Origin of the sequence: Variovorax sp. Root318D1 (genome assembly GCF_001424835.1) — a bacterium.
In the GTDB taxonomy this organism is placed as follows: Bacteria; Pseudomonadota; Gammaproteobacteria; order Burkholderiales; family Burkholderiaceae_C; genus Variovorax.
This window is the reverse complement of the sequence record NZ_LMCQ01000024.1, coordinates 1-23,755: the sequence shown is the minus strand read 5'-3', so window position 1 is coordinate 23,755 and position 23,755 is coordinate 1. Positions and strand designations below refer to the sequence as shown.

Annotated in this window: 17 protein-coding genes and 2 pseudogenes; all 19 read left to right on the top strand. The window is 66.0% G+C overall.

Annotated elements, in window-relative coordinates; genetic code table 11:
- Positions 1-20 precede the first annotated feature (20 nt).
- The 19 genes and pseudogenes from ASC78_RS22930 (at position 21) to tssH (ending at position 23,603) form a co-directional block, all read left to right on the top strand.
- A complete protein-coding gene (locus ASC78_RS22930; RefSeq protein ID WP_055806837.1) occupies positions 21-1,946 on the top strand; it encodes an ABC transporter permease in 1,926 nt (641 codons plus the stop codon).
- A 942-nt stretch (positions 1,947-2,888) separates the two neighbouring features.
- Complete coding sequence (locus ASC78_RS22925; RefSeq protein ID WP_055806834.1) at positions 2,889-3,692, top strand: ABC transporter ATP-binding protein; 804 nt, start codon at positions 2,889-2,891, stop codon at positions 3,690-3,692.
- Positions 3,689-4,423 (top strand): ABC transporter ATP-binding protein, encoded by a 735-nt coding sequence (locus ASC78_RS22920; protein WP_055806831.1) that lies wholly within the window; start codon positions 3,689-3,691, stop codon positions 4,421-4,423. Before ASC78_RS22925 ends, ASC78_RS22920 begins: the two co-directional genes overlap by 4 nt.
- A gap of 48 nt (positions 4,424-4,471) precedes the next feature.
- Positions 4,472-5,194 (top strand): bifunctional nicotinamidase/pyrazinamidase, encoded by a 723-nt coding sequence (gene pncA, locus ASC78_RS22915; protein ID WP_055806828.1) that lies wholly within the window; start codon positions 4,472-4,474, stop codon positions 5,192-5,194.
- Between the two features lie 68 nt (positions 5,195-5,262).
- The gene (locus ASC78_RS22910; protein WP_082517635.1) at positions 5,263-6,423 is read left to right on the top strand and encodes an ABC transporter substrate-binding protein; all 1,161 of its coding nucleotides are present in this window, start codon (positions 5,263-5,265) and stop codon (positions 6,421-6,423) included.
- Positions 6,401-6,901 (top strand): (2Fe-2S)-binding protein, encoded by a 501-nt coding sequence (locus ASC78_RS22905; RefSeq protein ID WP_055806823.1) that lies wholly within the window; start codon positions 6,401-6,403, stop codon positions 6,899-6,901. The genes ASC78_RS22910 and ASC78_RS22905 overlap by 23 nt, the downstream gene beginning before the upstream one ends.
- 148 nt (positions 6,902-7,049) lie before the next feature.
- Positions 7,050-10,898, top strand: a complete 3,849-nt coding sequence (locus ASC78_RS22900) for a molybdopterin cofactor-binding domain-containing protein (RefSeq protein ID WP_055806820.1) — start codon at positions 7,050-7,052, stop codon at positions 10,896-10,898.
- Between the two features lie 86 nt (positions 10,899-10,984).
- Positions 10,985-12,172, top strand: a complete 1,188-nt coding sequence (locus ASC78_RS22895) for a fumarylacetoacetate hydrolase family protein (protein WP_055806817.1) — start codon at positions 10,985-10,987, stop codon at positions 12,170-12,172.
- 135 nt (positions 12,173-12,307) lie between these two features.
- A complete protein-coding gene (gene tssA, locus ASC78_RS22890; protein WP_055806814.1) occupies positions 12,308-13,390 on the top strand; it encodes a type VI secretion system protein TssA in 1,083 nt (360 codons plus the stop codon).
- Positions 13,391-13,478: 88 nt separating this feature from the next.
- Positions 13,479-14,051 carry a type VI secretion system contractile sheath small subunit gene (tssB, locus tag ASC78_RS22885; RefSeq protein WP_055806810.1) on the top strand — a complete coding sequence of 191 codons (573 nt, stop codon included), beginning with the start codon at positions 13,479-13,481 and terminating at the stop codon, positions 14,049-14,051.
- Between the two features lie 36 nt (positions 14,052-14,087).
- The gene (gene tssC, locus ASC78_RS22880) at positions 14,088-15,599 is read left to right on the top strand and encodes a type VI secretion system contractile sheath large subunit (RefSeq protein WP_055806808.1); all 1,512 of its coding nucleotides are present in this window, start codon (positions 14,088-14,090) and stop codon (positions 15,597-15,599) included.
- A gap of 47 nt (positions 15,600-15,646) precedes the next feature.
- Positions 15,647-15,771: pseudogene (locus tag ASC78_RS28405) on the top strand (type VI secretion system tube protein Hcp); the annotation flags it as partial.
- A 1-nt stretch (position 15,772) separates the two neighbouring features.
- A pseudogene (locus ASC78_RS28145) lies at positions 15,773-16,062 on the top strand (Hcp family type VI secretion system effector); the annotation flags it as partial.
- 1 nt (position 16,063) lies between these two features.
- Positions 16,064-16,328: Hcp family type VI secretion system effector (locus ASC78_RS28140; RefSeq protein WP_235505183.1), on the top strand; the 265-nt coding region annotated here is incomplete at its 5' end.
- A gap of 120 nt (positions 16,329-16,448) precedes the next feature.
- On the top strand, positions 16,449-17,315 hold the full coding sequence (locus ASC78_RS22870; RefSeq protein ID WP_055806805.1) for a type VI secretion system accessory protein TagJ: 867 nt from the start codon (positions 16,449-16,451) through the stop codon (positions 17,313-17,315).
- Positions 17,316-17,344: 29 nt separating this feature from the next.
- On the top strand, positions 17,345-17,872 hold the full coding sequence (gene tssE / locus ASC78_RS22865; RefSeq protein WP_055806802.1) for a type VI secretion system baseplate subunit TssE: 528 nt from the start codon (positions 17,345-17,347) through the stop codon (positions 17,870-17,872).
- Complete coding sequence (gene tssF, locus ASC78_RS22860) at positions 17,873-19,744, top strand: type VI secretion system baseplate subunit TssF (protein WP_055806799.1); 1,872 nt, start codon at positions 17,873-17,875, stop codon at positions 19,742-19,744.
- Positions 19,741-20,889 carry a type VI secretion system baseplate subunit TssG gene (tssG, locus tag ASC78_RS22855; RefSeq protein ID WP_055806796.1) on the top strand — a complete coding sequence of 383 codons (1,149 nt, stop codon included), beginning with the start codon at positions 19,741-19,743 and terminating at the stop codon, positions 20,887-20,889. Before tssF ends, tssG begins: the two co-directional genes overlap by 4 nt.
- Positions 20,886-23,603: a type VI secretion system ATPase TssH gene (gene tssH, locus ASC78_RS22850; RefSeq protein WP_055806793.1), complete on the top strand. Its 2,718-nt coding sequence runs from the start codon at positions 20,886-20,888 to the stop codon at positions 23,601-23,603. Before tssG ends, tssH begins: the two co-directional genes overlap by 4 nt.
- Positions 23,604-23,755: the final 152 nt, after the last annotated feature.

The following is a 23,755-nucleotide window of genomic DNA, read 5'->3' as shown; positions in this document are numbered from 1 at the left end:
TCTTCGGAACGCTTGCACCCATGAGCCTCTCGTCCCTGCTGCTTCAGTTCCTGACCGGGCTGTCGTCTGCTTCGTCGCTGTTCCTCGTGGGGGCCGGCCTTTCGTTGATCTTCGGCGTCACGCGCATCGTCAACTTTGCGCATGGCTCCTTCTTCATGGTGGGCATCTACCTTGCCTACACGCTGGTCGACAAACTCGGCACGCTCGGCTTCTGGCCGGCCGTGCTGATTGCTGCCCTCGCGGTGGGCGTGATCGGCGCGCTGATCGAAATGGTGCTGCTGCGCCGCATCTACAAGTCGCCTGAGCTGTTTCAGCTGCTGGCCACTTTTGCACTGGTGCTGGTCATCAAGGATGCGGTGCTGTATGTGTGGGGACCGGACGAATTGCTCGGCCCGCGCGCGCCGGGCCTGTCGGGCTCGGTCGACATCCTGGGCCGGCAGTTCCCAACCTACGACCTGTTTCTGATCGTCGTCGGACCCGTGGTGCTCGGCCTCATGTGGCTGCTGCTCACGCGCACCCGCTGGGGCACGCTGGTGCGCGCCGCCACGCAAGACCGCGAGATGGTCAGCGCGCTGGGCGTGAACCAGGCCTGGCTGTTTACCGCGGTGTTCGCGCTCGGCGCCACGCTTGCGGCACTCGGCGGCGCCTTGCAGCTGCCGCGCGAGCCGGCCACGCTCGCAATGGACCTCAACACCATCGGCGCAGCCTTCGTGGTGGTGGTGGTCGGCGGTATGGGCTCGATTCCCGGCGCCTATGTGGCGGCGCTGCTGCTCTCCGAAATCAAGGCGGTGTGCATCTGGCTCGGCGTGGTCGAGATCTTCGGCTACAGCGTGTCGTTTTCCAAGCTCACGCTGGTGGTCGACTTCATCGTGATGGCCATCGTGCTGGTGTGGCGCCCCTGGGGCCTGCTCGGCCGGCCGCAGGCGCCGAGCCGCTACGTGGGCATGCAGGAAGAGCCGCTGCGGCGCGCGAGCAAAGGCTATTTGTGGCTCGTGGCCGCGCTCGGCTTGGCGCTCATGGCCATGCCGCTGCTCACGGCCGATTCGCCCTACACCACGGTGCTGATGATCGACCTGCTGATTGCGGCGCTCTTTGCGGCCAGCCTGCACTTCATCATGGGCCCGGCCGGCATGCACTCGTTCGGCCACGCGGCCTACTTCGGCTTGGGTGCCTACGGCGCCGCTCTGCTGGTACGCGCAAGCGGCATGCCGATGGAGCTCGCGCTCGTCGTCGCGCCGCTGGTGGCTGCCATCGGCGCATTCGTCTACGGCTGGTTCGCGGTGCGGCTTTCGGGCGTGTACCTTGCGATGCTCACGCTGGCCTTTGCGCAGATCACCTGGGCCGTGGTCTACCAGTGGGATTCGTTCACCGGCGGCAGCAACGGGCTCACGGGTGTCTGGCCTTCGGAGTGGCTGTCGGACAAGCGCACCTATTACTGGCTCACGCTGGTGCTCGTTGCGGCGGGCATCTTGATGCTGCGGCGCGTGCTGTTTTCGCCATTCGGCTATGCGCTGCGCGCAGGGCGTGATTCGGTGTTGCGGGCGGATGCGATCGGCATCGATGTCAAGCGCATGCAGTGGACGGCTTTTGTCATTGCCGGTGCTGCTGCGGGACTTGCCGGGTCGCTCTATGCTTTTTCGAAGGGCAGTATTTCGCCTGAAAGCCTGAGTGTGGACAAGTCGGTGGATGGGTTGGTGATGGTGCTGCTGGGCGGCATTCAGACGTTGGCTGGGCCGGTGGTGGGGGCTGTGACTTTCAGTTGGCTGCACGACACTGTGGCGCGCAATACGGACTATTGGCGGGCTACGTTGGGGGCGATCATCTTGTTGTTGGTGTTGCTGTTTCCGCAGGGGATTGCTGGGTTTGCTAAGCAGTTGAGTGAACGCTTGTTGCGGGGGCGTCGCCGTTCGGAGGTGGATGTTGCATTGAAGGAGAAGCGGACTTGAGGCGCGGTCGTCTTTCGTCGTGCAGGGGCTTTTTTTCTTCCCGAGGCCGGGATATCCGCCCGGCGGCGGACTTACTTTCTTTTGCTTCGCCAAAAGAAAGTAAGCAAAGAAAAGGCGACCCTACTGTCTGCGTCCCTTCGCTGCGCTACGGGGAACCTGCGGTGNTTTCCCGAGGCCGGGATATCCGCCCGGCGGCGGACTTACTTTCTTTTGCTTCGCCAAAAGAAAGTAAGCAAAGAAAAGGCGACCCTACTGTCTGCGTCCCTTCGCTGCGCTACGGGCAACCTGCGGTGCTCGACTCCGGCGGGGGTCCGCAGAACTCGCTTCGCTCAAACAGCTGCGGCCCTGATCCCGCCTGCATCTGCGCTCCTCGGCGCATACAGAAGGGGNAACCTGCGGTGCTCGACTCCGGCGGGGGTCCGCAGAACTCGCTTCGCTCAAACAGCTGCGGCCCTGATCCCGCCTGCATCTGCGCTCCTCGGCGCATACAGAAGGGGTGGGAGCGGGCAGCCTTCGCTCTCGCTCGGCCCAAGACCAAACCCAATTCAATACCAACCATCGCAGGCGCTGCGCGCCTGCGRTGGCCTGGTGGCCGAGCGAAGCAAAGGCCCGTGTGGATTCCCCGCCCCTCTGTATGCGCCGAGGAGCGCAGGGTTTCGCGGATCAGGGCTCGCAGCTGTTTGAGCGAAGCGAGTTCTGCGAGACCCCGCGAAACTCGAGCACCGCAGGTTGCCCCGTAGCGAAGCGCAGGGGTCGCAGACAGTGGGGTCGCCTTTTCTTTGCTTACTTTCTTTTGGCGAAGCAAAAGAAAGTGAGTCGCCCGCCGGGGCGACACCCGGCCTCGGGAAGCAATCACTCGACAACGATCGAAAGACCTGCAGAGTTCGAAGGCCGCTCGCCCTCACCCCAACCCTCTCCCAAAGGGAGAGGGGGTAAATCCAAATGACCCTTCTCAAAGTAGACAACCTCGGCAAATCGTTCGGCGGCGTCAAGGCCGTGGACGGCATCAGCTTCGAGCTAAAAGCAGGCGAGCTGCTCGCCCTCATCGGCCCTAACGGCGCCGGCAAGTCCACCACCTTCAACATGGTGAACGGCCAGCTCAAGGCCGACCAGGGTTCGATCGTGTTCGACGGCCACGAGCTCGTGGGTCAGAAGCCCCGCGAGATCTGGCGCAAGGGCGTGGGCCGCACCTTTCAGATCGCCGAAACCTTTGCATCGCTCACCGTCGCCGAGAACGTGCAGATGGCGATGCTTTCGCATGACGGCAAGCTGTTCTCGATGTGGCGCCGCGCCGCGGACCACAAGCGCGACGAAGCGCTGGCGCTGCTCGACCAGGTCGGCATGAAGGCACAGGCCGACCGGCCCTGCAGCGAACTTGCCTATGGCGACGTCAAGCGCGTGGAGCTTGCGATCGCGATGGCCAATGCGCCCAAGCTGCTGCTGATGGACGAGCCCACCGCCGGCATGGCACCGAAGGAGCGCAACTCGCTGATGGCGCTCACCAAGGAACTCGTGGTGCAACGTGGCCTCGCGGTGCTGTTCACCGAGCACAGCATGGATGTGGTGTTCGCGTATGCCGACCGCATGATCGTGCTGGCGCGAGGCCGCCTCATCGCGCAGGGCAAGCCGCTCGAGATCCGCGACCATCCGAAGGTGCAGGAGGTGTACTTCGGCAGCGGCAAGACATTCGAGAAAATTGCAGAAAAAGCCGCCGCTGTGAACGCGGCCGTGGGAGCAACCGTATGAGCACGCACGAAACACTGCTGCAGGCGAACGCACTCTGCGCCTGGTACGGCGCCGCACAAATCCTGTACGACGTCGATCTCGAAGTGCGCCGCGGGGAGGTGGTTGCGCTCATGGGTCGCAACGGCGCGGGCAAGTCGACCACGCTCAAGACGCTGATCGGCATGCTCTCCAAGCGCAAGGGCAACGTGAGCTTCCTCGGCCACGACATCTCCAAGAGCGAGCCTCATCATGCGGCGAAGCTCGGCCTGGGTTTCGTGCCCGAAGACCGCCGTGTGTTCACCGACCTCACGGTGATGGAAAACCTCGAAGTCGGCAAGCAGCCGCCGCGCCGCTGGGCCGACGGCACCGAGGCGCCGCTGTGGACGCCCGAGCGGCTGTTCAAGCTCTTTCCCAACCTGGGCGAAATGCCCAACCGCCCGGGCGGCCGCATGAGCGGCGGCGAACAGCAGATGCTCACCGTGGCGCGCACGCTCATGGGCAACCCGTACTTGGTGCTGCTCGACGAGCCTTCGGAAGGCGTGGCGCCGGTCATCGTCGAGCAGATGGCCAACATGATCCTGGAGCTCAAGGCGCAGGGCGTGAGCATCCTGCTGTCGGAACAGAACATGCATTTCGCCGAGCTGGTGTCCGATCGCGCCTATGTGCTCGAGAAGGGCCAGATCCGCTACCACGCCACCATGGCAGAGCTCGCGGCCAACGAAGAGGTGCGCCGCGCCTACCTGAGCGTCTAGCGCGCGGACGCGTACGCCCTTGTTTTTCATCAACCACCGGAGCACACCATGCATGACTCGCACCGCAGATCCCTTCTGAAGTCCACGGCCGCATTGAGCTTGCTGGGTGCAACCGGAACGCTGTTCGCGGCTGCCAAGCTCAAGCCGAATGACAAGTCTGCGCTGATCGTGATCGACGTGCAGAACTGCTTCGTCGACGGTGGCACGCTGCCCGTCAAGGGCGGTGCCGAGGTGGTGCCGGTGATCAACAAGCTGGCCGAGTCGTTCGAGAACATCGTCGTCACGCAAGACTGGCACACGCAAGGCCATGCGTCGTTCGCGAGCGCGCACCCCGGGCAGAAGCCGTTCAGCAGCATCAAGCTCTCGTATGGCAACCAGGTGCTCTGGCCTGATCACTGCGTGCAGGGCACCGACGACGCGGCGCTGCACAAGGACCTGAAGCTGCCCACTGCGCAGGTCATCGTCCGCAAGGGCTTCCACAAGGGCGTGGACAGCTACTCCGCCTTCGAGGAGGCCGACCGCAAGACCGCCACCGGCCTGGGCGGCTACCTCAAGCAGCGCGGTATCAAGACGGTCTACGTGGCGGGTCTTGCAACGGACTTCTGCGTGGCCTGGACTGCACTCGATGCGCGCAAGGCCGGCTTCGAGGTCTACGTGATCGAAGACGCCACGCGCGCCATCGACCTGAACGGATCGCTCGCCGCCGCATGGAAGCAGATGACGGCCAAGGGCGTCAAGCGCATCCAGTCCACCGACATCGTGGCCGCCTGAGCACCTTCGCTGCCACCGCGTTCACCACCCGCTTTCATAACAACGACAGCAAAGAGCTTGACGACGCAATGACGATTTCGATTTCAAGGCGCGCCCTGGTGGCGGGCGGCGCAGCCCTGGCCATGGGCCCCGGTCTTCTGCGTTCGGCGCGCGCCGACAACGGCGTGACCGACAGCCTTATCCGCATCGGCCAGTCGGCCGTGTTCAGCGGCCCGGCCAAGGACTTCGGTGTGGATTACCGCGCGGGCATCAAGCTTTACTTCGACCGCGTCAACAAGTCCGGCGGCGTCAACGGCCGCAAGATCGAACTTGTCTCCTACGACGATGCCTACGATCCCGCTAAAACCGCCGTCAACACGGCCAAGCTGATCGATGAGGACAAGGTCTTCGCGCTCGCGGGCTTCGTGGCCACCGGCAACCTGGTGGCCGCGATGCCGCTGGCCGAGAAGGCCGGCGTGCCCATGTTCGCACCGCTGGTGGGCACCAGCTCGTTCCGTGCCAAGGTCAACCGCCTGCTATTCCATGTGCGCGCCGGCTACGACGTGGAACTGCGCAAGATCATCAGCCATCTTTCGACCATCAGCCTTTCGTCGATTGCGGTGGTCTACCAGGACAGCGCGTTCGGCAAGTCGAATCTTGCCACCTGCGAGCAGCTCGCGGCCGACTACAAGGTGCAGGTCGTGAAGACGCTGCCGCTGGCCATTACCGCCGAAGACGCCAAGCAGGTGGTCGCCAGCCTGGCCGAGGCCAAGCCCGGCGCGGTGGTGATGATCATGGCGGGGCGCATGGTCGAGGTCTTTATCCGCGACTACCGCGCGAACGGCGGCGCTGCCCCGCTCTACACGCTGTCGGTCGGCATTACCGATGCGCCGGGGTCCGCCAAGCGGCTCGACGGCAAGCTCGCGGGGCTGGTCACCGCCAGCATCGTGCCGCCGCCCGAGGCGTTGCGCGTGCCGATCGTGGCCGACTACCAGCGCGACCGCGCCGAGTTCGGCGAGAAGATCGACGGCTACACGACGCTCGAGGGTTACATCGCTTCGCGCGTGATGGTCGAAGGCCTGCGCCGCGGGGGCAAGACGCTCACGCGCGACAGCTTCATTGCGGGTCTGGAGAGCATCGGCAACACGCGCTTCGGCGATTTTCCGGTCGAATACAGCGCGAAGAACCACAACGGCTCGACGTTCGTGGACCTGGAGATGTACACCCGTGACGGTCACCTGCGGCGCTGAGCCGCTGCAACTTGAGGTCAACGGACAGGCCTGTTCGATCCCGGGCGTGCCGCGCGAGGCCACGCTGCTGCACTTGTTGCGCAATGACCTGGGCCTGAACGGGCCCAAGTACGGCTGCGGCCTGGGTCAGTGCGGCGCCTGCACCGTGCACGTCGATGGCGTGGCGGCGCGTGCCTGCGTGATTCCCGCGCATGGCGTGGCGGGCCGCGCAGTCACTACGCTCGAAGGTCTTGGCACGCGCGGCCATTGGCATCCGGTACAGGCAGCTTTCGAAGACGCACAGGCCGCACAGTGCGGCTATTGCCTGAACGGCATGGTGATGCAGGCCGCGGCGTTGCTCGCGCGCGATCCGCATGCGAGCGAGGCGCGGATTCGCAGCGAGTTGTCGGGGAACCTGTGCCGCTGCGGGACGCATATCGAAATTCTGGATGCGGTGCAGCGGGCCGCGGTACGCATGCAAGAGGTGGTGCGTCCATGAGCGCGGCCCTGTCTTGTCCCCTCTCCCTCTGGGAGAGGGCCAGGGTGAGGGCATCGGCCTTCACACAAGCACGGCCTTTGCCATCGCCGCCAGCCCTCACCCCAACCCTCTCCCAGAGGGAGAGGGAGCAAGACCAGGGGCAGAGACGATGACGCGGCGCGCCGATCTTCCGCAGACACGCGCGGACTTTCTCTCGGCCAACGGCGTCCTGCTCGTCGTGCGCGAGACCCCGCCCGCACCACCACCCGCCAAGGGCCAGCCCACAGCCATCGCCGGCAACCCCATCGAAGGCGACGAAGTCCTGCTCGCAGTTTGGGACGACGGCAGCGCATCGGCGCTCAACGGCCACGTCGACCTGGGCACCGGCATCCAGACAGCGCTGGCGCAGATCGCGGCCGAAGAACTCGACCTCGGCATGCCCTGCGTGCGCATGATGCTCGGCGACACCGCCCGCGCGCCCAACCAGGGCGCAACCATCGCAAGCGCCTCGATCCAGATCCATTCGCAGCCACTGCGCCTGGCTGCCGCACAGGCGCGTGCATGGCTGCTCGCGCGCGCGGCCGAGCGGCTCGGAGTCGCAGGGGAAGCGCTGCAGGTGCGCAACGGCGTCGTGCGCGTGGCAGAGGAGCCCGATCGCCACATCAATTACGCCGACCTTGTCGCGGGCCAGCGCACCGTGCTGCGCCTCGACCCGGCCGCAGAGCTCAAGGCACCGGCCGACTACCGCATCGTCGGCACGCGCCAGCCGCGCGTGGATATCCCCGCCAAGCTCGCGGGCGAGAGCGTCTTTGTGCACGACATGCGCGTGCCCGGCATGCTGCATGGCCGCGTGGTGCGACCACCGTATGCCGGTGCGGACCATGGCGACTTCATCGGCAACACGCTCGAAGCGGTGGACGAATCGTCGATTGCGCACATTCCCGGCATCCGCGCGGTGGTGGTGATCCGCGACTTCGTCGGCATCGTGGCCGAGCGCGAAGAGCACGCCGAGCAAGCGCTGCGCCAACTGCGTGTCACGTGGAAAAGCTGGCCCGGCATGCCCGATCTTTCCAACCTGGCGCAGGCCCTGCGCGACAACCCGTCGACGCAGCGCCTGCTGGTCGATGAAGGCGATGTCGATGGTGCAATGGCCGCGGCCGCGCAGCCGATGCATCGCACCTACGTCTGGCCCTACCAGATGCACGCGTCCATCGGACCTTCGTGCGCGCTGGCCGAATGGCAACCGCAGGATGGCGGGGGCGTCGGTTCCGCCGCCGGGCCGCTCCCAAGGCGGAACGCGCCCCCTTCGGGAGGCAGCGACCCACATGCAGTGGGGGAGCGTGGGGGCATTGTCTTGCGCTGCTGGGCCGGCTCGCAAAATCCCCACGTGCTGCGCGCTGATCTTGCAAAGCTCATGGGCGTGGACGACGTGCAGGTCGACGTCATCCGCATGGAAGCGGCGGGCTGCTACGGCCGCAACGGCGCCGACGACGTGGCGGCCGACGCCGCGCTGCTGGCCCGCGCCGTGGGCGCACCGGTGCGCGTGCAGCTCACGCGCGAGCAAGAACATGCCTGGGAGCCCAAGGGCGCCGCGCAACTGATGGAGGTGGATGGCGGCTTGATGGCCGACGGCCGCATCGCGGCCTACGACTTCGAGACCTCGTATCCGTCGAACGGCGCACCGACACTCGCGCTGCTGCTCACGCGCACCATCGAACCGGTGGCGCAAGCCTTCGAGATGGGCGACCGCACGGCACGCCCGCCCTACAGCGTCGACAACCTGCGCGTGAAGGTCAACGACATGGCGCCGATCGTGCGCGCCTCTTGGCTGCGCGGCGTCTCGGCGCTGCCGAGTTCGTTCGCGCACGAGTCGTACATCGATGAACTGGCCACTGCCGCGGGCGTTGATCCGGTGCAGTTCCGCCTGCGCCATTTGAACGATCCGCGCGCCGTCGAACTCGTGCAGGCCACCGCGCAGAAAGCCGGCTGGCGCATGCGCACCGGTCCGCAAGAGAACGCCGACGGCGGACTGGGCGAGGGCGGAGACATCCTCTTTGGCCAGGGCTTTGCCTATGCGCGGTACATCCACAGCAAATGGCCCGGCTTCGGCGCCGCTTGGGCCGCATGGGTGGCCGACGTCGAGGTCAACCGCAAGACCGGCGAGGTGCACGTGCGCCGCGTGGTGGTGGGGCACGACGCGGGGCTCGTGATCAACCCCGCGGGCGTCGAGCACCAGGTGCACGGCAACGTGATCCAGACCACCAGCCGCGCGCTGATGGAAGAGGTGCAGTTCGCGCCGCAGCAGCAGGGCGCTGCAAAGTGTGGTCCGCAGCTGCCCGGCGTGCTGCCCTCGGGCGTGGTCGCGAGCCGCGAGTGGGGCAGCTACCCGATCATCAACTTCCGCGAAGTGCCGGTGGTCGAGATCATGCACATGCCGCGGCCGGGCGAGCCTTCGCTCGGCGCGGGCGAATCGTCATCGGTGCCGGGCACGGCGGCGATCGCGAATGCGATCTTCGATGCGACGGGGGTGCGGTTTCGGGAGCCGCCGTTCACGGCGGAGAAGGTGCTGGCTGAGCTGAACCGGGCTTTGCTCCCTCCCCTTCCGGGGGAGGGCGGGGGTGGGGGCGAGCGGCGCTTGAATGGTGACGCTGCCGTGCCCCCATCCCAACCTTCCCCCAGGGGGGGAAGGAGCAAGACCGATGCGCCATGGCCCACCAGCAAAGGCCTCTGGGCCACCGGCGCTGCCCTCTTCATAGGCGGCATCGGCCTCATCGCCGGCCTGCTCGGCTGGCGCTCTTCCATCGCCCCGGTCTCGCTCACCGCACCGGTCTACAGCCAAGCCACCATCGAACGCGGCCGAGTGCTGGCCGCGCTCGGCGACTGCGCCGTGTGCCACACCGCACCGGGCGGCGCGCCCAACGCGGGCGGCCGCGCGATGGAGACGCCCTTCGGCACGCTCTACACCACCAATCTCACGCCCGATGCAGAAACGGGCCTGGGCCGCTGGTCGTTCAGCGCCTTCCAGCGCGCCATGCGCGAAGGCGTCTCTCGCGATGGCCATCACCTGTATCCGGCTTTCCCATACACGGCATTCGCCAAGACCAGCGATGACGATCTGCAGGCGCTTTACGCCTACTTCATGTCCATGCCCGCGGTGCGCGCCGAAACGCCGAAGGCCGAACTGAAGTTTCCGTTCAGCATGCGTCCATTGATGGCCGGATGGAATGCGCTCTTCCATGACCCGGCGCCGTTGCAGCCGGTAGCCGCGCAAAGCGCGGAATGGAACCGCGGCGCCTATCTCGTCAACGGCCTGGGCCACTGCGGCGCGTGCCACACGCCGCGCAACGCGCTCGGCGCAGAGCAGGGCGGCAGCGCCTTCTTGTCGGGCGCCATGGTCGACGGTTGGGAGGCTCCTGCGCTCACCGGGCTTTCGAAGTCGGCGGTGCCATGGGACACCGACGAGCTGTACCGCTACCTGCGCCAAGGCCATACGCAGCGCCATGGCATGGCTGGCGGCCCGATGGCGGAGGTGGTGCGCGAGCTGGGGCAGGTGCCCGATGCCGACGTGCGTGCCATGGCCACGTACCTCGCGTCATTCAATCCCGCGCCTGTGGCCGAGCCGCAAGCCTTGGCACAGCAGATCGTCGACACCGCCGCGCGCACGCAGGGCCGGCTGCTCGGCCCCGCGCAGCGCATGTTCGACAGTGCCTGCGCCTCGTGCCATCACGATGGCGACGGCCCCACGTTGCTCGGCGTGAACACGCCGCTCGCGCTCAACAGCAACCTCACGAGCGCGCGACCCGACAACCTGCTGCGCACCATCCTCGACGGCGTGCGCGAGCCCGCGAGCCGTGATATCGGCTTCATGCCGGCCTTCCGCGATGCGCTCGACGACCGTCAGATTGCAGAACTCGCGGGCTACATGCGCGCGCGCTTCGCACCGCAGGAGCCGGCGTGGAAGAACCTGCCGGCCGACGTGGCGCGCGTGCGCGCGGCTCGCGGCCACGGCGCCGAATAGCGCACCAGTCTCCGGCCCGGCAGCGGCAAGGAAGACATTCATTCAGAATGTCCGTTCCCTGAACCACAAGTGCCTCCGGAGACAACATGCCCCTAGACCTTTCCACCGCCACCAGCCTTCCCCGCGACGCCGAGCGCGCCACACTCGTCGGCCGCATCTGGCAGCCCGGCGTGGGCCCCGTTCTCGTGGCGGTGCATGACGGCGGCTTGCACGATCTCTCCAAGCTGGCGCCGACCATGAGCGACTTGCTCGAGCGCACCGAGTCTCCTTCGGCCAGCGTGCGCGACGCGGTGACTGCCGGCAAGGCTCCGCGCATCGCCGATCTGGCCACAGTGCTCGCCAACAGCGACCTGACCGTGCGCGATGAAGCGAAGCCATGGCTGCTCGCGCCCTGCGACCTGCAGGCCGTCAAGGCCAGCGGCGTGACCTTTGTCGAGAGCCTGCTCGAACGCGTGATCGAAGAGCAGGCGCGCGGCGATGCATCGCGCGCAGAGGCCACGCGCGCGGCGCTCAGCGGCGTGCTCGGCGACAACCTCGCGGGCATCGTGCCCGGGTCGGCCGAAGCCGCGAAGGTCAAGGAAGTCTTGATCTCGCAGGGCGCATGGTCGCAGTACCTCGAGGTCGGCATCGGGCCCGACGCCGAGATCTTCACCAAGGCGCCGGTTCTCTCGGCCGTGGGCACCGGCGCCGACGTGGGCATCCATGCCGCATCGGTGTGGAACAACCCCGAGCCCGAGGTGGTGCTCGCGGTCAACAGCCGCGGCGAGACACTCGGTGCGGCGCTCGGCAACGACGTCAACCTGCGCGACTTCGAAGGCCGCAGCGCATTGCTGCTCGGCAAGGCGAAGGACAACAACGCCTCCTGCGCCATCGGTCCGTTCATCCGCTTGTTCGATGCGCATTTCGGCATCGACGACGTTCGCCGCATCACGGTGGCACTCGAAGTGACGGGGCCCGAAGGCTTCACGCTCGAAGGCTCGAGCTCGCTCGCGAAGATCAGCCGCGATCCGCTCGACCTGGTCTCGCAAGCTATCGGCGCGCACCATGACTATCCCGACGGCTTCATGTTGTTCCTCGGCACGATGTTCGCGCCGACACAAGACCGTCATGGTCCTGGGCAAGGATTCACCCACGTCGTCGGCGACCGCGTGCGCATTGCGGCACCGGAACTCGGCGCGCTCGTGAACCGCGTGGTCCATTCGGATAAAGCGCCACGGTGGACTTTTGGACTAAGTGCGCTGATGCGCAATCTTGCGAGCCGCGGATTGCTGTAAACGTTCCTTCTACGCTTTAAAAGGAGTTGTACTCCTTTGTGATTCATAGGCAGCACGTAGCAATGTGTTGCTGTTGACCGCGCTTCCCGTTCCCCTCAAGATAACCATTGTTGGTGGTTGTTAATAAATAGGGAGATGGGGTTGTCGCCGAGCGAGATAGAACTATTGCAGTCGCCTGTTGAAGGCCCGCTTCCGTGCGGCGAAGACCTCGAATACGACCCCGACTTCATGGCGCTGCAGCAGGCTGCGACAGGAAAGCGGGAGCAGCAGTTCGGCTCCACCATCATTCCCGCGGAGCCGCCTGACTGGGCCCGTGTCGAGCGCATCGCAAAGCAGCTGTGCCAACGCACGCTCGACGTGCGCGTTCTGGTTCTGTTGACGCTGGCATGGACCGAGAGCCGCGGACTTCCCGGCTATGTCGATGGGTTGCGCGTGGTGGACGGCATCCTGCAAAAGTATTGGGACGACGTGCATCCGCGCGTGGTCGATGGCGATTTCGAAGACCCGCTGCCGCGCATGAATGCGCTGGCTGCATTGGCCGAAGCCGAGGGACTCGGACGCAGCGTGCGCGACGCACGCCTGCTCGAGGATGGCGCATCGATGAGCCTGCGGCAGGTCGAGGCACTGCTTGAATCAAGCAAGGCCGACCAGATCGATTACCCGGGCGGCATCGGCCGGCTGCGGGAAGTGGCGCGCCGCGCGCAGGAAAAAGCGGCAGCGCCGGTAATGGCGTTGCATGCAGCGCTGGAGTTGCTGCAGCGGATTCGCGAGACCTCGGAGCGCGCGCTGGGGCAAAGCTGGGCGCCCGACTTCTCGCGGCTCGAGCGCTCGCTTCGCACCGTGGTCCAGCTGCTGCCCGAGCAGGCGCAGCCGGCACCGGTCGAAGCATTGAAGGCGGCAAGCGGCAATGAGCCGGCGCCAGCGGACGCATCGGGACCAGGCATTGCGAGACCTTTGAATGGCGCCTCCGGCCCGCGGTTAGCGAGCATTAAAGATATTGAAATATCGACTCGTGATGATGTGCAGGTTTTGCTGGAAAAGGCGTGTCAATACATGGAACGCACCGAGCCCAGCCACCCGGCACCGATGCTCATCCGAAGGGCGCAAAGACTGCTGGACCTCAACTTCTTCCAGATCATCGAAGAACTCGTACCCGAGGGCTTGCAGAAGATTGAAAGCCTGGCGGGACGCTCACTGAGCAGCGGCACGGCCGAATAGAGCGAAGCAAGGCGCCGGCGCGAGAACACAAGGACAGACAGTCAGGGCAGGTCCGACCCACACGCATCAGAGATTCAAGAGGAAGCTTATGGCAGACAACCGTGTCAGAAACAGTGGTCAGAAGTTCATCGCGCGCAACCGCGCGCCGCGCGTGCAGATCGAGTACGACGTGGAGATCTACGGCAGCGAACGCAAGATCCAGCTGCCCTTCGTGATGGGCGTGATCGCCGATCTCGCGGGCAAGCAGGTCGACCCGATGCCCGATCTCGCGGATCGCGATTTCATGGCGGTTGACATCGACAACTTCGACGACCGCATGAAGTCGATCAAGCCGCGCGTGGCCTTCCAGGTGCCCAACACGCTCACGGGCGAAGGCCAGATGAATGTCGACATCACCTTCGACAGCATGGACGACTTCTCGCCCGCGCGCATTGCACGCCAGGTGGGCGCGCTGCAGCACTTGCTCGAAGCCCGCACCGAGCTTTCCAACCTGCTGTCCTACATGGACGGCAAGAACGGCGCCGAGCAACTGATTGCCCAGGCGCTGCAGAACCCGGAACTGCTCAAGTCGCTCGCGTCCGCACCCAATCCGGCCGTGGCCAAGGCGGTGGAAGCGGCGAACGAAAAGTCCGGCGGCGCCGGCACCATCCCTTCCGAATAAGCCGAGCAAGTCGACCAAGCCGACAGGACCTCCACCATGAGCACCGCATCCAAACAGACAGCAGCGCGCGCGCAGACCGCCACCATCGAGGCGCTCGAGCCCAACGAGTTCTCCGACCTGCTGCAGCGAGAGTTCAAGCCCAAGACCGACCAGGCCCGCGAGGCGGTGCAAAGCGCCGTCAAGACCTTGGCGGTGCAGGCGCTCGAAAGCACCGTCACCATCTCGAACGATGCCTACCGCACCGTGCAGGCGATCATTACCGAGATCGACCGCAAGCTCTCCGAGCAGATCAACCAGATTCTTCACCACGAAGACTTCCAGCAGCTCGAAGGCGCATGGCGCGGCCTGCACTACCTGGTCAACAACACCGAGACCGACGAGCAGCTGAAGATCCGCGTGATGTGCGCGTCGAAGCGCGAAGTGGCGCGCTCGCTCAAGCGCCACAAGGGCATCGGCTGGGACCAGAGCCCGCTGTTCAAGAAAATCTACGAACACGAATACGGCCAGTTCGGCGGTGAGCCCTTCGGTGCACTCATCGGCGACTTCCACTTCGACCACAGCCCGCCCGACGTCGAGATGCTCGGCGAAATGGCGAAGATCGCCGCGGCCGCGCACTGCCCCTTCATTGCCGGCGCATCGCCCACCGTGATGCAGATGGATTCGTGGCAGGAACTCTCGAACCCGCGCGACCTGACCAAGATCTTCCAGAACACCGAGCACACCGCTTGGCGGTCGCTGCGCGAGTCGGAAGACGCGCGCTACATCGGCCTGGCCATGCCGCGCTTTCTTGCGCGCCTGCCCTACGGCGCGCGCACCAATCCGGTCGATGAGTTCGAGTTCGAGGAAGAAACCGACTCAGCCTTGCACAACCGCTACACCTGGGCCAACTCGGCCTATGCCATGGGCGTGAACATCAACCGCTCGTTCAAGCAGTACGGCTGGTGCACCTCCATTCGCGGCGTGGAGTCGGGCGGCGCGGTCGAGAACCTGCCCACGCACACCTTCCCGACCGACGACGGCGGCGTGGACATGAAGTGCCCGACCGAGATCGCCATCAGCGACCGGCGCGAAGCCGAGCTGGCCAAGAACGGCTTCATGCCGCTGGTGCACCGCAAGAACTCCGACTTCGCGGCCTTCATCGGGGCGCAGTCGCTGCAGCAGCCGGCCGAGTACTACGACGCCGACGCCACGGCCAATGCCAACCTGGCGGCGCGCCTGCCGTACCTGTTTGCATGCTGCCGCTTCGCGCACTACCTGAAGTGCATCGTGCGCGACAAGATCGGTTCGTTCCGCGAGCGCGAGGACATGGAGCGCTGGCTCAACGACTGGATCATGAATTACGTGGACGGCAGCCCAGGCACGTCGTCACAGGACACGAAGGCAATGAAGCCGCTGGCGGCGGCCGAAGTCCAGGTGGAAGCCATCGAGGACAACCCGGGCTACTACGCCGCCAAGTTTTTTCTCCGGCCGCACTATCAGCTCGAAGGGCTGACTGTGTCGTTGCGGCTGGTTTCGAAGCTGCCATCCAACAAGAAGGACAGCAGCTAGTTCAACGGTGTCCCGCAATCGGGCAAATATAACTTTGGGGGTTAATCATGGCAGTAGACATGTTCATGCGCGTCGAGGGCGCAAACGGCGAATCCAAGGACTCGAACCACAAGGACTGGACGGATATCAAGTCGTTTGCATGGGGAGCGACGCAGCCTGGAAACATGGTCAGNGAGGGCGCAAACGGCGAATCCAAGGACTCGAACCACAAGGACTGGACGGATATCAAGTCGTTTGCATGGGGAGCGACGCAGCCTGGAAACATGGTCAGCGGCGGTGGCGGCGGTGTGGGCAAGGCGAGCTTCAACGACCTGCAGGTCATTGCGCGCATCGACAAGGCGGCCCCGTCCGTCATGAAGAACTGCGCCAGCGGCAAGCACCTGAGCAAGGTCGAGGTGTCGTTGTGCAAGGCCGGTGGCTCGCAGATCGAATACACGCGCGTCACGCTGGAAGAAGTGCTGGTNCGCCAGCGGCAAGCACCTGAGCAAGGTCGAGGTGTCGTTGTGCAAGGCCGGTGGCTCGCAGATCGAATACACGCGCGTCACGCTGGAAGAAGTGCTGGTCACCTCGGTGCAGTACACGGCTGAGCAGAGTGGCGATGCGGTTCTGGTGCAGTTCGCGTTCCAGGCCGCCAAGGTCAAGCAGCAGTACTGGGAGCAGACGGACAAGGGCGGCAAGGGCGCCGAGACCGTGCTGGCCTGGAACATCAAGGAAAACCGGGAATCCTGATTCCCGCGTGTCCCGGCCGGACCCGCGCGCGCCGCTTTTTTTGCGGCGTGCCGCGGGCCGGCCTCCCGCAGATATTCACCGGCGGCCCTGCGGCCGCGCACAAGTCATTGAGGAAGCTACATGGGCGATGGGTTTGCAGTGCTGGGCGAGCGCTCCGTGGCCGAGCACACCGAATGGGTGCAGCGGCAGATTCGCGCGAGTCCCCAGAACGCCAGCCTGCGGCTCGCCCTCTGCCACTTTCTTGCGCTCAGGGGCGAGTGGCAGCGGGCTGAAGACCAGCTCAAGCTGGCCGCAAAGATCGACCCTTCTTTCGCTCCCGCCAGCGCCACCTGTGCAATGGCATTGGCAGCCGAGCGCCACCGAACCGAATTCTGGAATGGCGGCCGTGCGCCGGCCATCATCGCGGGCGAGGTCGATTGGGTGGCGCAACTGATCGCCGCCGCGGCGCTGCCGCTCGAGCACGCCACCGAAGCGGCCGACCTGCGCGAAGGCGCGCGGCTGGCTGCGCCCGGATTGCAGGGCACCTTGAGCTGCGTCGACAGGTCGGATGCAAGAACCGCGCAGGCCATCGATGGCGAACCGGTGCAAAGCATCGAGTTCGGCTGGCTGTGCGACGGCGACGTGCGCATTGGCGCCGTGCTCGAACTTCTCACGCCTTCGGGCTACGCGTGGCTGCCGCTGCCGGCAGTGCGGCGCCTGAAGTTTTCCCGCCCGCAGCATCTGGTCGACCTGCTCTGGGCGCCGGCCGAGATCGTGCTGCAGGACGGCCGCGGACTCAACGGCCTGGTGCCGGTCCGCTACCCGGGCGCGCTCGATGCGCTCGACGATGAAACCATGCTGGGCCGCCGCACCGACTGGCAGCCGTTGGCCGGCGAAGAGCAGTATGCCGGCGTGGGCCAGCGCACGTTCATCAGCGAAGCTGGCGACCACTCGCTGCTCGACATCCGGCTCGTTGAGTTCGCTCCCGCCGAGAGTGCCGCGCAGTGAGTTCCGTATTGCCCGCCAGCCGCCCGGCCTTGGAGGTCGACGGCGACCAGCAAGAGAGCGTTGCACGCGACCGCCTGCAGCCGGTGCTGCTCGACCGCCTGACCGACAAGCAGCCGCAAAGTCGCCAGGAGCGCGCCGGTGCGTTCCTGATGAGCGGCAAGCTGCTGCGCGATTCGGTGCTGCGCGATCTGCAGTGGCTGCTCAACACCACTAACTTCGGTGCCGGCCACACCATCAACGCCATGCCGCGCGCGCGGCGCTCGGTCGTCAACTACGGCGTGCGCGGCTGGGCCGGCGGGCGCATGTCGGAGGTCGACTTCGCGGATGTGGAGGCGGCCATCCGCACGGCCATCATCGACTTCGAGCCGCGCATCATGAAGGACAGCATCGACGTGCGCTGCGTCACCGATGCCACCGACCTCGAGCACCACAACCTGCTCGCGCTCGAGATCCGGGGCACGCTGTGGTCGGTGCCTTACCCCATCGAATTCATCTTGCGCTCCGAGCTCGACCTCGAGAGCGGCCACATGGTCCTTCGCCCGACAGGGGGGCTCTGAATGGACGCCAGGCTGCTGGACTATTACAACCGCGAGCTCACGTACATGCATGAGCTCGGTGCCGAGTTCGCGCAGCGCTACCCGAAGATCGCGGGCCGGCTGGGCATGCGCGGCATCGAGGTCAGCGACCCGTACGTGGAGCGCCTGCTCGAAGGCTTCAGCTTTCTCACGGCGCGCATTCAGCTCAAGATGGATGCGGAGTTTCCGCGCTTCTCGCAGCGGCTGCTGGAGGTGGTGTACCCGAACTTTCTTGCGCCGCTGCCTGCCATGGGCGTGGTGCAGATCGACGGCAACCTCAATGAAGGTTCGCTGAAGGCCGGCTATGAACTGCCGCGCCACACCATCCTGCGCGGCCGCATGATCAAGGGCGAGCAGACGGCCTGCGAATTTCGTACCGGGCATGCGGTCACGTTGTGGCCCATCAAGATCACACAGGCGGGCATCGGCCCCGTGCCCGCCGAGATCGCGCATGCAATGCCGGCTGTAGCGCGCCAGGCCAAGAGCGCGATCACCATCAAGCTCGAAGCGGTGGGCGGCGCGCGCTTTGCCGAGATGCCGCTCGACCGGCTCGAGTTCTTTCTTTCGGGCGCCGAGCTCCATGCGCTGCGCGTGCTCGAACTCGCGGTGCACCACAGCGTGGGCACCGTGTGCCGCAGCGGGCCGGGCAGCACGGCGCGCATCGTGCCGCTCGGCGACGAGGCGATTCGCCACGAAGGTTTCGACCCCGACCAGGCGCTGCTGCCCTACGACGCACGTTCGTTCCAGGGCTACCGGCTGCTGCACGAGTACTTCGCTTTCCCGGACCGCTACCTGTTCTTCAGCGTGAAGAACCTGCGCGCGGCGGCCGCGGCCATGAGCGGCACCACGATGGAAATCGTGATCCTGCTCGACCGTGCCGACAGCGACCTGGAGCGGCTGGTGGATGCGCGGCATTTCTCGCTCTTCTGCACGCCCATCATCAATTTGGTGCCGCGCCGCAGCGATCGCATCCCGGTCGGGCCCGGGCAGCACGAGCACCACGCCGTGATCGACCGCACGCGTCCGCGCGACTTCGAAATCTTCACCGTCGAGCGTGTCACGGGCCACATGAGCAGCGGCTCGGAAGAACGCGAGTTCAGGCCTTTCCTCGGCTCGTTCGCGGCCGACGACGGCGACTTCGGCTCGTACTTCTCGCTGCGCCGCGAGCCGCGCCTGGTGTCCGACCGCGCACGCGCGCAGGGCACCCGCACCAGCTACACCGGCAGCGAGGTGTATGTGTCGCTGGTCGACCAGCACGACGCGCCTTTTCCGCACAGCCTGCGGCACATCACGATCGATGCGCTGTGCACCAACCGCGACCTGCCGCTGCTGCTGCCCACGGGGCTGGAGTCTGATTTCACCTTGCGGGTGTCCGCGCCCGTGCGCGCCGTGCGCATCCTGCGCGGGCCGTCGCGGCCGTATCCCGCGCTGGCCGAAGGCGCGCTCACCTGGCGCCTCATCAGCCATCTGGGACTCAACTACCTGAGCCTGACCGACGTCGACGCGACGCAGGGTGCGGCCGCGCTGCGCGAGATGCTCGACCTGTACGGCAATCTGGCCGACCCGGCGGTGCGCCGGCAGATACAGGGCGTGCGCTCGATGGCGCTGGCGCCCGTGTTCCGCCGCCTGCCCGAACCCGGGCCCATCGTCTTCGGGCGCGGCGTGGAAATTGCGCTCAAGATCGATGAGGTCGCCTTCTCGGGCTCGAGCCCTTATCTTTTCGGCGCCGTGCTGGAGCAGTTCTTCAGCCGGCATGTGTCGCTGAACGCGTTCACCGAGTTCGCGCTCTCCAGCCTGCAGCGCGGAGAAATCGCGCGATGGATGCCGCGCATTGGACGCCGCCCCGCCGTATGAGTGCGCTGGACGTCACCGACGATTCACTGGCGCCATCGGCAATGCCCGATTTGGCAGAGGCCATCACGGCCTCCGCGCGCCGCGGCGTTCCCGAGGGCGACCCGGTCCTGTGGGCGGGCCTGATCGACCAGCCCTTCGAGCATGACCTGTTCATGCTGCTGCGCCGGCTCGATGCGCAGGGCGGCCATCCCTTGCTGGGCCGCGCACCACGCCCGCTCGACGAGCCGCTGCGCCTCGGGCAGGAGCCCTCGATGGCGTTTGCGCCATCGAACGTTTCCGGCGTGGACGTCGACGGCGACGGACCGCCGCGCATCTCCATCTACGGCTTCGGCCTGTTCGGTCCCAACGGGCCGTTGCCGCTGCACCTGACCGAGTACGCGCGCGAGCGCAAGCGGCATCACGGTGACGACACGTTCAGCGTATTCGCCGACCTGTTCCACCATCGGCTCATCCTGCTGTTCTACCGCGCCTGGGCAGATGCGCAGTCCGTCAACAGCCTCGACCGGCCCGACGGCCACCGCTTCGTCGATTACGTAGCGAGCCTCATGAACATGGGGCAGCCGGGGCTCAAGGAGCGCGACCGCATCGCGGACCATGCGCGCACCTTCATGGCCGGGCACCTGGTGCGCCAGACGCGCAATCCGGAAGGGCTGATCCAGATCCTCAAGCTGTACTTCGACGTGCCGGTGCGTGTCGAAGAATTCGTGAGCGACTGGGTGATGCTCGACGAGCGGCAGGTGAGCTGCATCGGCCTCTTCGGGCGCAACCATCAGCTGGGCGGCGGCGCCACCATCGGCCTGGCGGTGCGCGATGCACAGAGCAAGTTCCGCCTCGAACTGGGGCCGCTTTCGCAGCACGAGTTTCGCGACTTTCTACCGGGCAGCAAGCGGCTCCGGCAGGTGGTCGACTGGGTGCGCCAATACGTCGGCATCGAGTTTGCCTGGGAGCTCCGGCTCGTGCTGAAGAAGCAGGAGGCCCGCGGCATGCAACTGGGCGGCGACCACCGCCTGGGCTGGGGCAGCTGGCTCGGCGCGCGGCTGTCGGACACCGACGCCGGCGACATGGTGTTCCAGCCCGAAGCATTGTTTTCCCGTTCCGCATCGGCAGCTTCCGTGGCGGCTGAAGTTTCTTCCATGGCCTTATGACCGATATTCGCCGCGTCTCTCTTTTCTCGAAACTGAACCCGATGCTCTACAAGGCATTGGAAACCGCCACCGCATTCGCCAAGCTGCGCGGCAATGCCTATGTGGAGCTGGTGCACTGGCTGCACCAGATATTGCAATTGCAGGACAGCGACCTGCTGCGCATCGTCAAGCGCGCGGGCCTCAACCTCGATGCGGTCGAGCAGGACCTGGTGCGTGCGCTCGACCGCCTGCCGCACGGCGCCACGTCGATCAGCGACATTTCCGAGCATGTCGACAACGCCGTCGAACGCGCCTGGGTTTATGCGAGCCTGCGCTTCGAGGCCACCTCGATCCGCGGTGCCTACCTGCTCGCGGGCATCGTGAAGACGCCGGGGCTGCGGCAGGTGCTCTCGGGCATCTCGCGCGAGTTCGACAAGATCGTGCCGGACGTTCTCATTGCCCAGCTTCCCGCGTGGACCGAAGGATCGCCCGAGGACGATTTCGATGCGGCGCCGAGCGGTGGCGCAGGCAGCGCTCCAGCTGTCGCACACCAGGGCGAGGGCGCCGCAGCTGGTGGCTCCGCGCTCGCCAAGTACGCGAGCGACCTGACGGCCAAGGCGCGTGCGGGCGAGCTCGATCCGGTCTATGGCCGCGACGACGAGATTCGCCAGATCATCGACATCCTGATGCGGCGCCGGCAGAACAATCCGCTGCTCACCGGAGAGGCGGGCGTGGGCAAGACAGCGGTGGTCGAGGGCCTGGCTTCGCGGCTCGCGGCGGGCGACGTGCCGCCCTCGCTCAAGGACGTATCGCTGTGGGTGCTCGACCCCACGCTGCTGCAGGCCGGCGCGGGCGTGAAGGGCGAGTTCGAGCAGCGCCTGCGCCAGGTGATCGATGAAGTCGAGAAGAGCCCCAAGCCCATCGTGCTGTTCGTCGACGAGGTGCACACGCTGGTCGGTGCGGGCGGCACCGCCGGCACGGGCGATGCCGCCAACCTGCTGAAGCCGGCGCTCGCGCGCGGACGGCTGCGCACCATCGGCGCCACCACGTGGTCGGAGTACAAGAAATACATCGAGAAAGACCCGGCGCTCACGCGGCGCTTCCAGACCATCCAGGTGCACGAGCCCACCGAGCCCAAGGCCGTGATCATGCTGCGCGGCATTTCAGCCGAGCTGGAAAAACACCACGGCGTGCTTATTCTCGATGCCGCGCTCGAAGCGGCCGTGAGCCTGTCGCACCGCTACATTCCGGCGCGGCAGCTGCCCGACAAGGCCGTGAGCCTGCTCGACACGGCCTGCGCGCGCGTGGCCCTGAGCCAGCATGCGCTGCCCGCCGCCATCGAAGATTTGCAGCGCCGCATCGAGGTGCTGGGCATCGAGTCGGGCATTGCGGGGCGCGAGGCCGCGATCGGGGTGGGTGAGCACAAGCGAGTGGAAGACATCGCGGCCCAGGTGGCTGCGGCGCAGGCCGAACTCGATCTCCTGGAAAAGCGGCGTGTCGAAGAGGCTGCGCTGGTCGAGCGCATCGTCGCGCTGCGCAAGCTGCTGTCGCCTGCGGCGGTGCCGGTGCAGACCGACGAGGCGGTGACGGAAGAAAACCCGTCCGCCGTCGACATAGACCCGGCCGAACGCGAGCGCACACCCGAAGCGATCCGCGCTGAGCTCAACGAGGCGCAAGACAAGCTCGCGCAACTGCAGGGCGAATCGCCGCTCATCCTTGCCGCTGTCGACGCGCAGGCCATTGCCACCGTGGTGGCCGACTGGACCGGCATTCCCATCGGCCGCATGGTGCGCGACGATGCGCAGTCGGTGCTGCGCCTCGGCGAAATTCTCTCGGCTCGTGTGGTGGCCCAGCCCGATGCGCTGGAGACCATCTCGCGGCGCATTCGCACCGCGCGCGCGCGGCTCGACAACCCGAACAAGCCGGTGGGCGTGTTCCTGCTGTGCGGCCCTTCGGGCGTGGGAAAGACCGAGACCGCGCTCGCACTGTCCGAGGCGCTGTACGGCGGCGAGCAGAACCTCGTCACCATCAACATGAGCGAGTTCCAGGAGTCTCACACTGTCTCCACGCTCAAGGGCGCGCCGCCGGGCTACGTGGGCTACGGCGAAGGCGGCGTGCTGACCGAGGCGGTGCGCCGCAGGCCCTACAGCGTGGTGCTGCTCGACGAGATCGAGAAGGCGCACACCGACGTGCACGAGATCTTCTTTCAGGTGTTCGACAAGGGTTGGATGGAAGACGGCGAGGGCCGCCACATCGATTTTCGCAACACCGTGATCATCATGACCTCGAACGTCGGCACCGACCTGGTCATGCAGCTGTGCGAAGACCCGACCCTGCGGCCCGACCCGGAACCACTGGCGGCCGCACTGCGCGAACCACTGCTCAAGGTGTTTGCGCCGGCGCTGCTCGGGCGGCTGGTTGTAGTGCCTTATTACCCGTTGCAAGCCGATGCGTTGCATCGCATCATTCGCCTTCAGCTCGACCGCATTGCCGCTCGCCTCGAGGCGAACCATGGCATCGCGTTGGACTACGACGGCAGCGCCGTCGAACTGGTGGCGCGCCGTTGCACCGCCATTGAGTCGGGTGGACGGATGATCGATGCGATCCTCACGCACACCATCCTGCCGCGATTGAGCGAGGAAGTCATCGGCGCCACGGTCAGCGCGCGCAAGCTCGCGGGGGTGCGGCTGTCTGCAGCGGAGGACGACTTCAGGTACGAATTTTCCGAAGCGTAGGAAGCATAAGAATGCAAGGAGACAAACTGCATGACGAGAGTCGTCAAGGCCCACACGCCACTGGGTGAAGATCAGCTTCGGTTCCGCTCGATGGCGGGCACTGAGGGACTGTCGCAGCTGTTCGAGTTCGAGGTCGACCTGCTGAGCCCGAG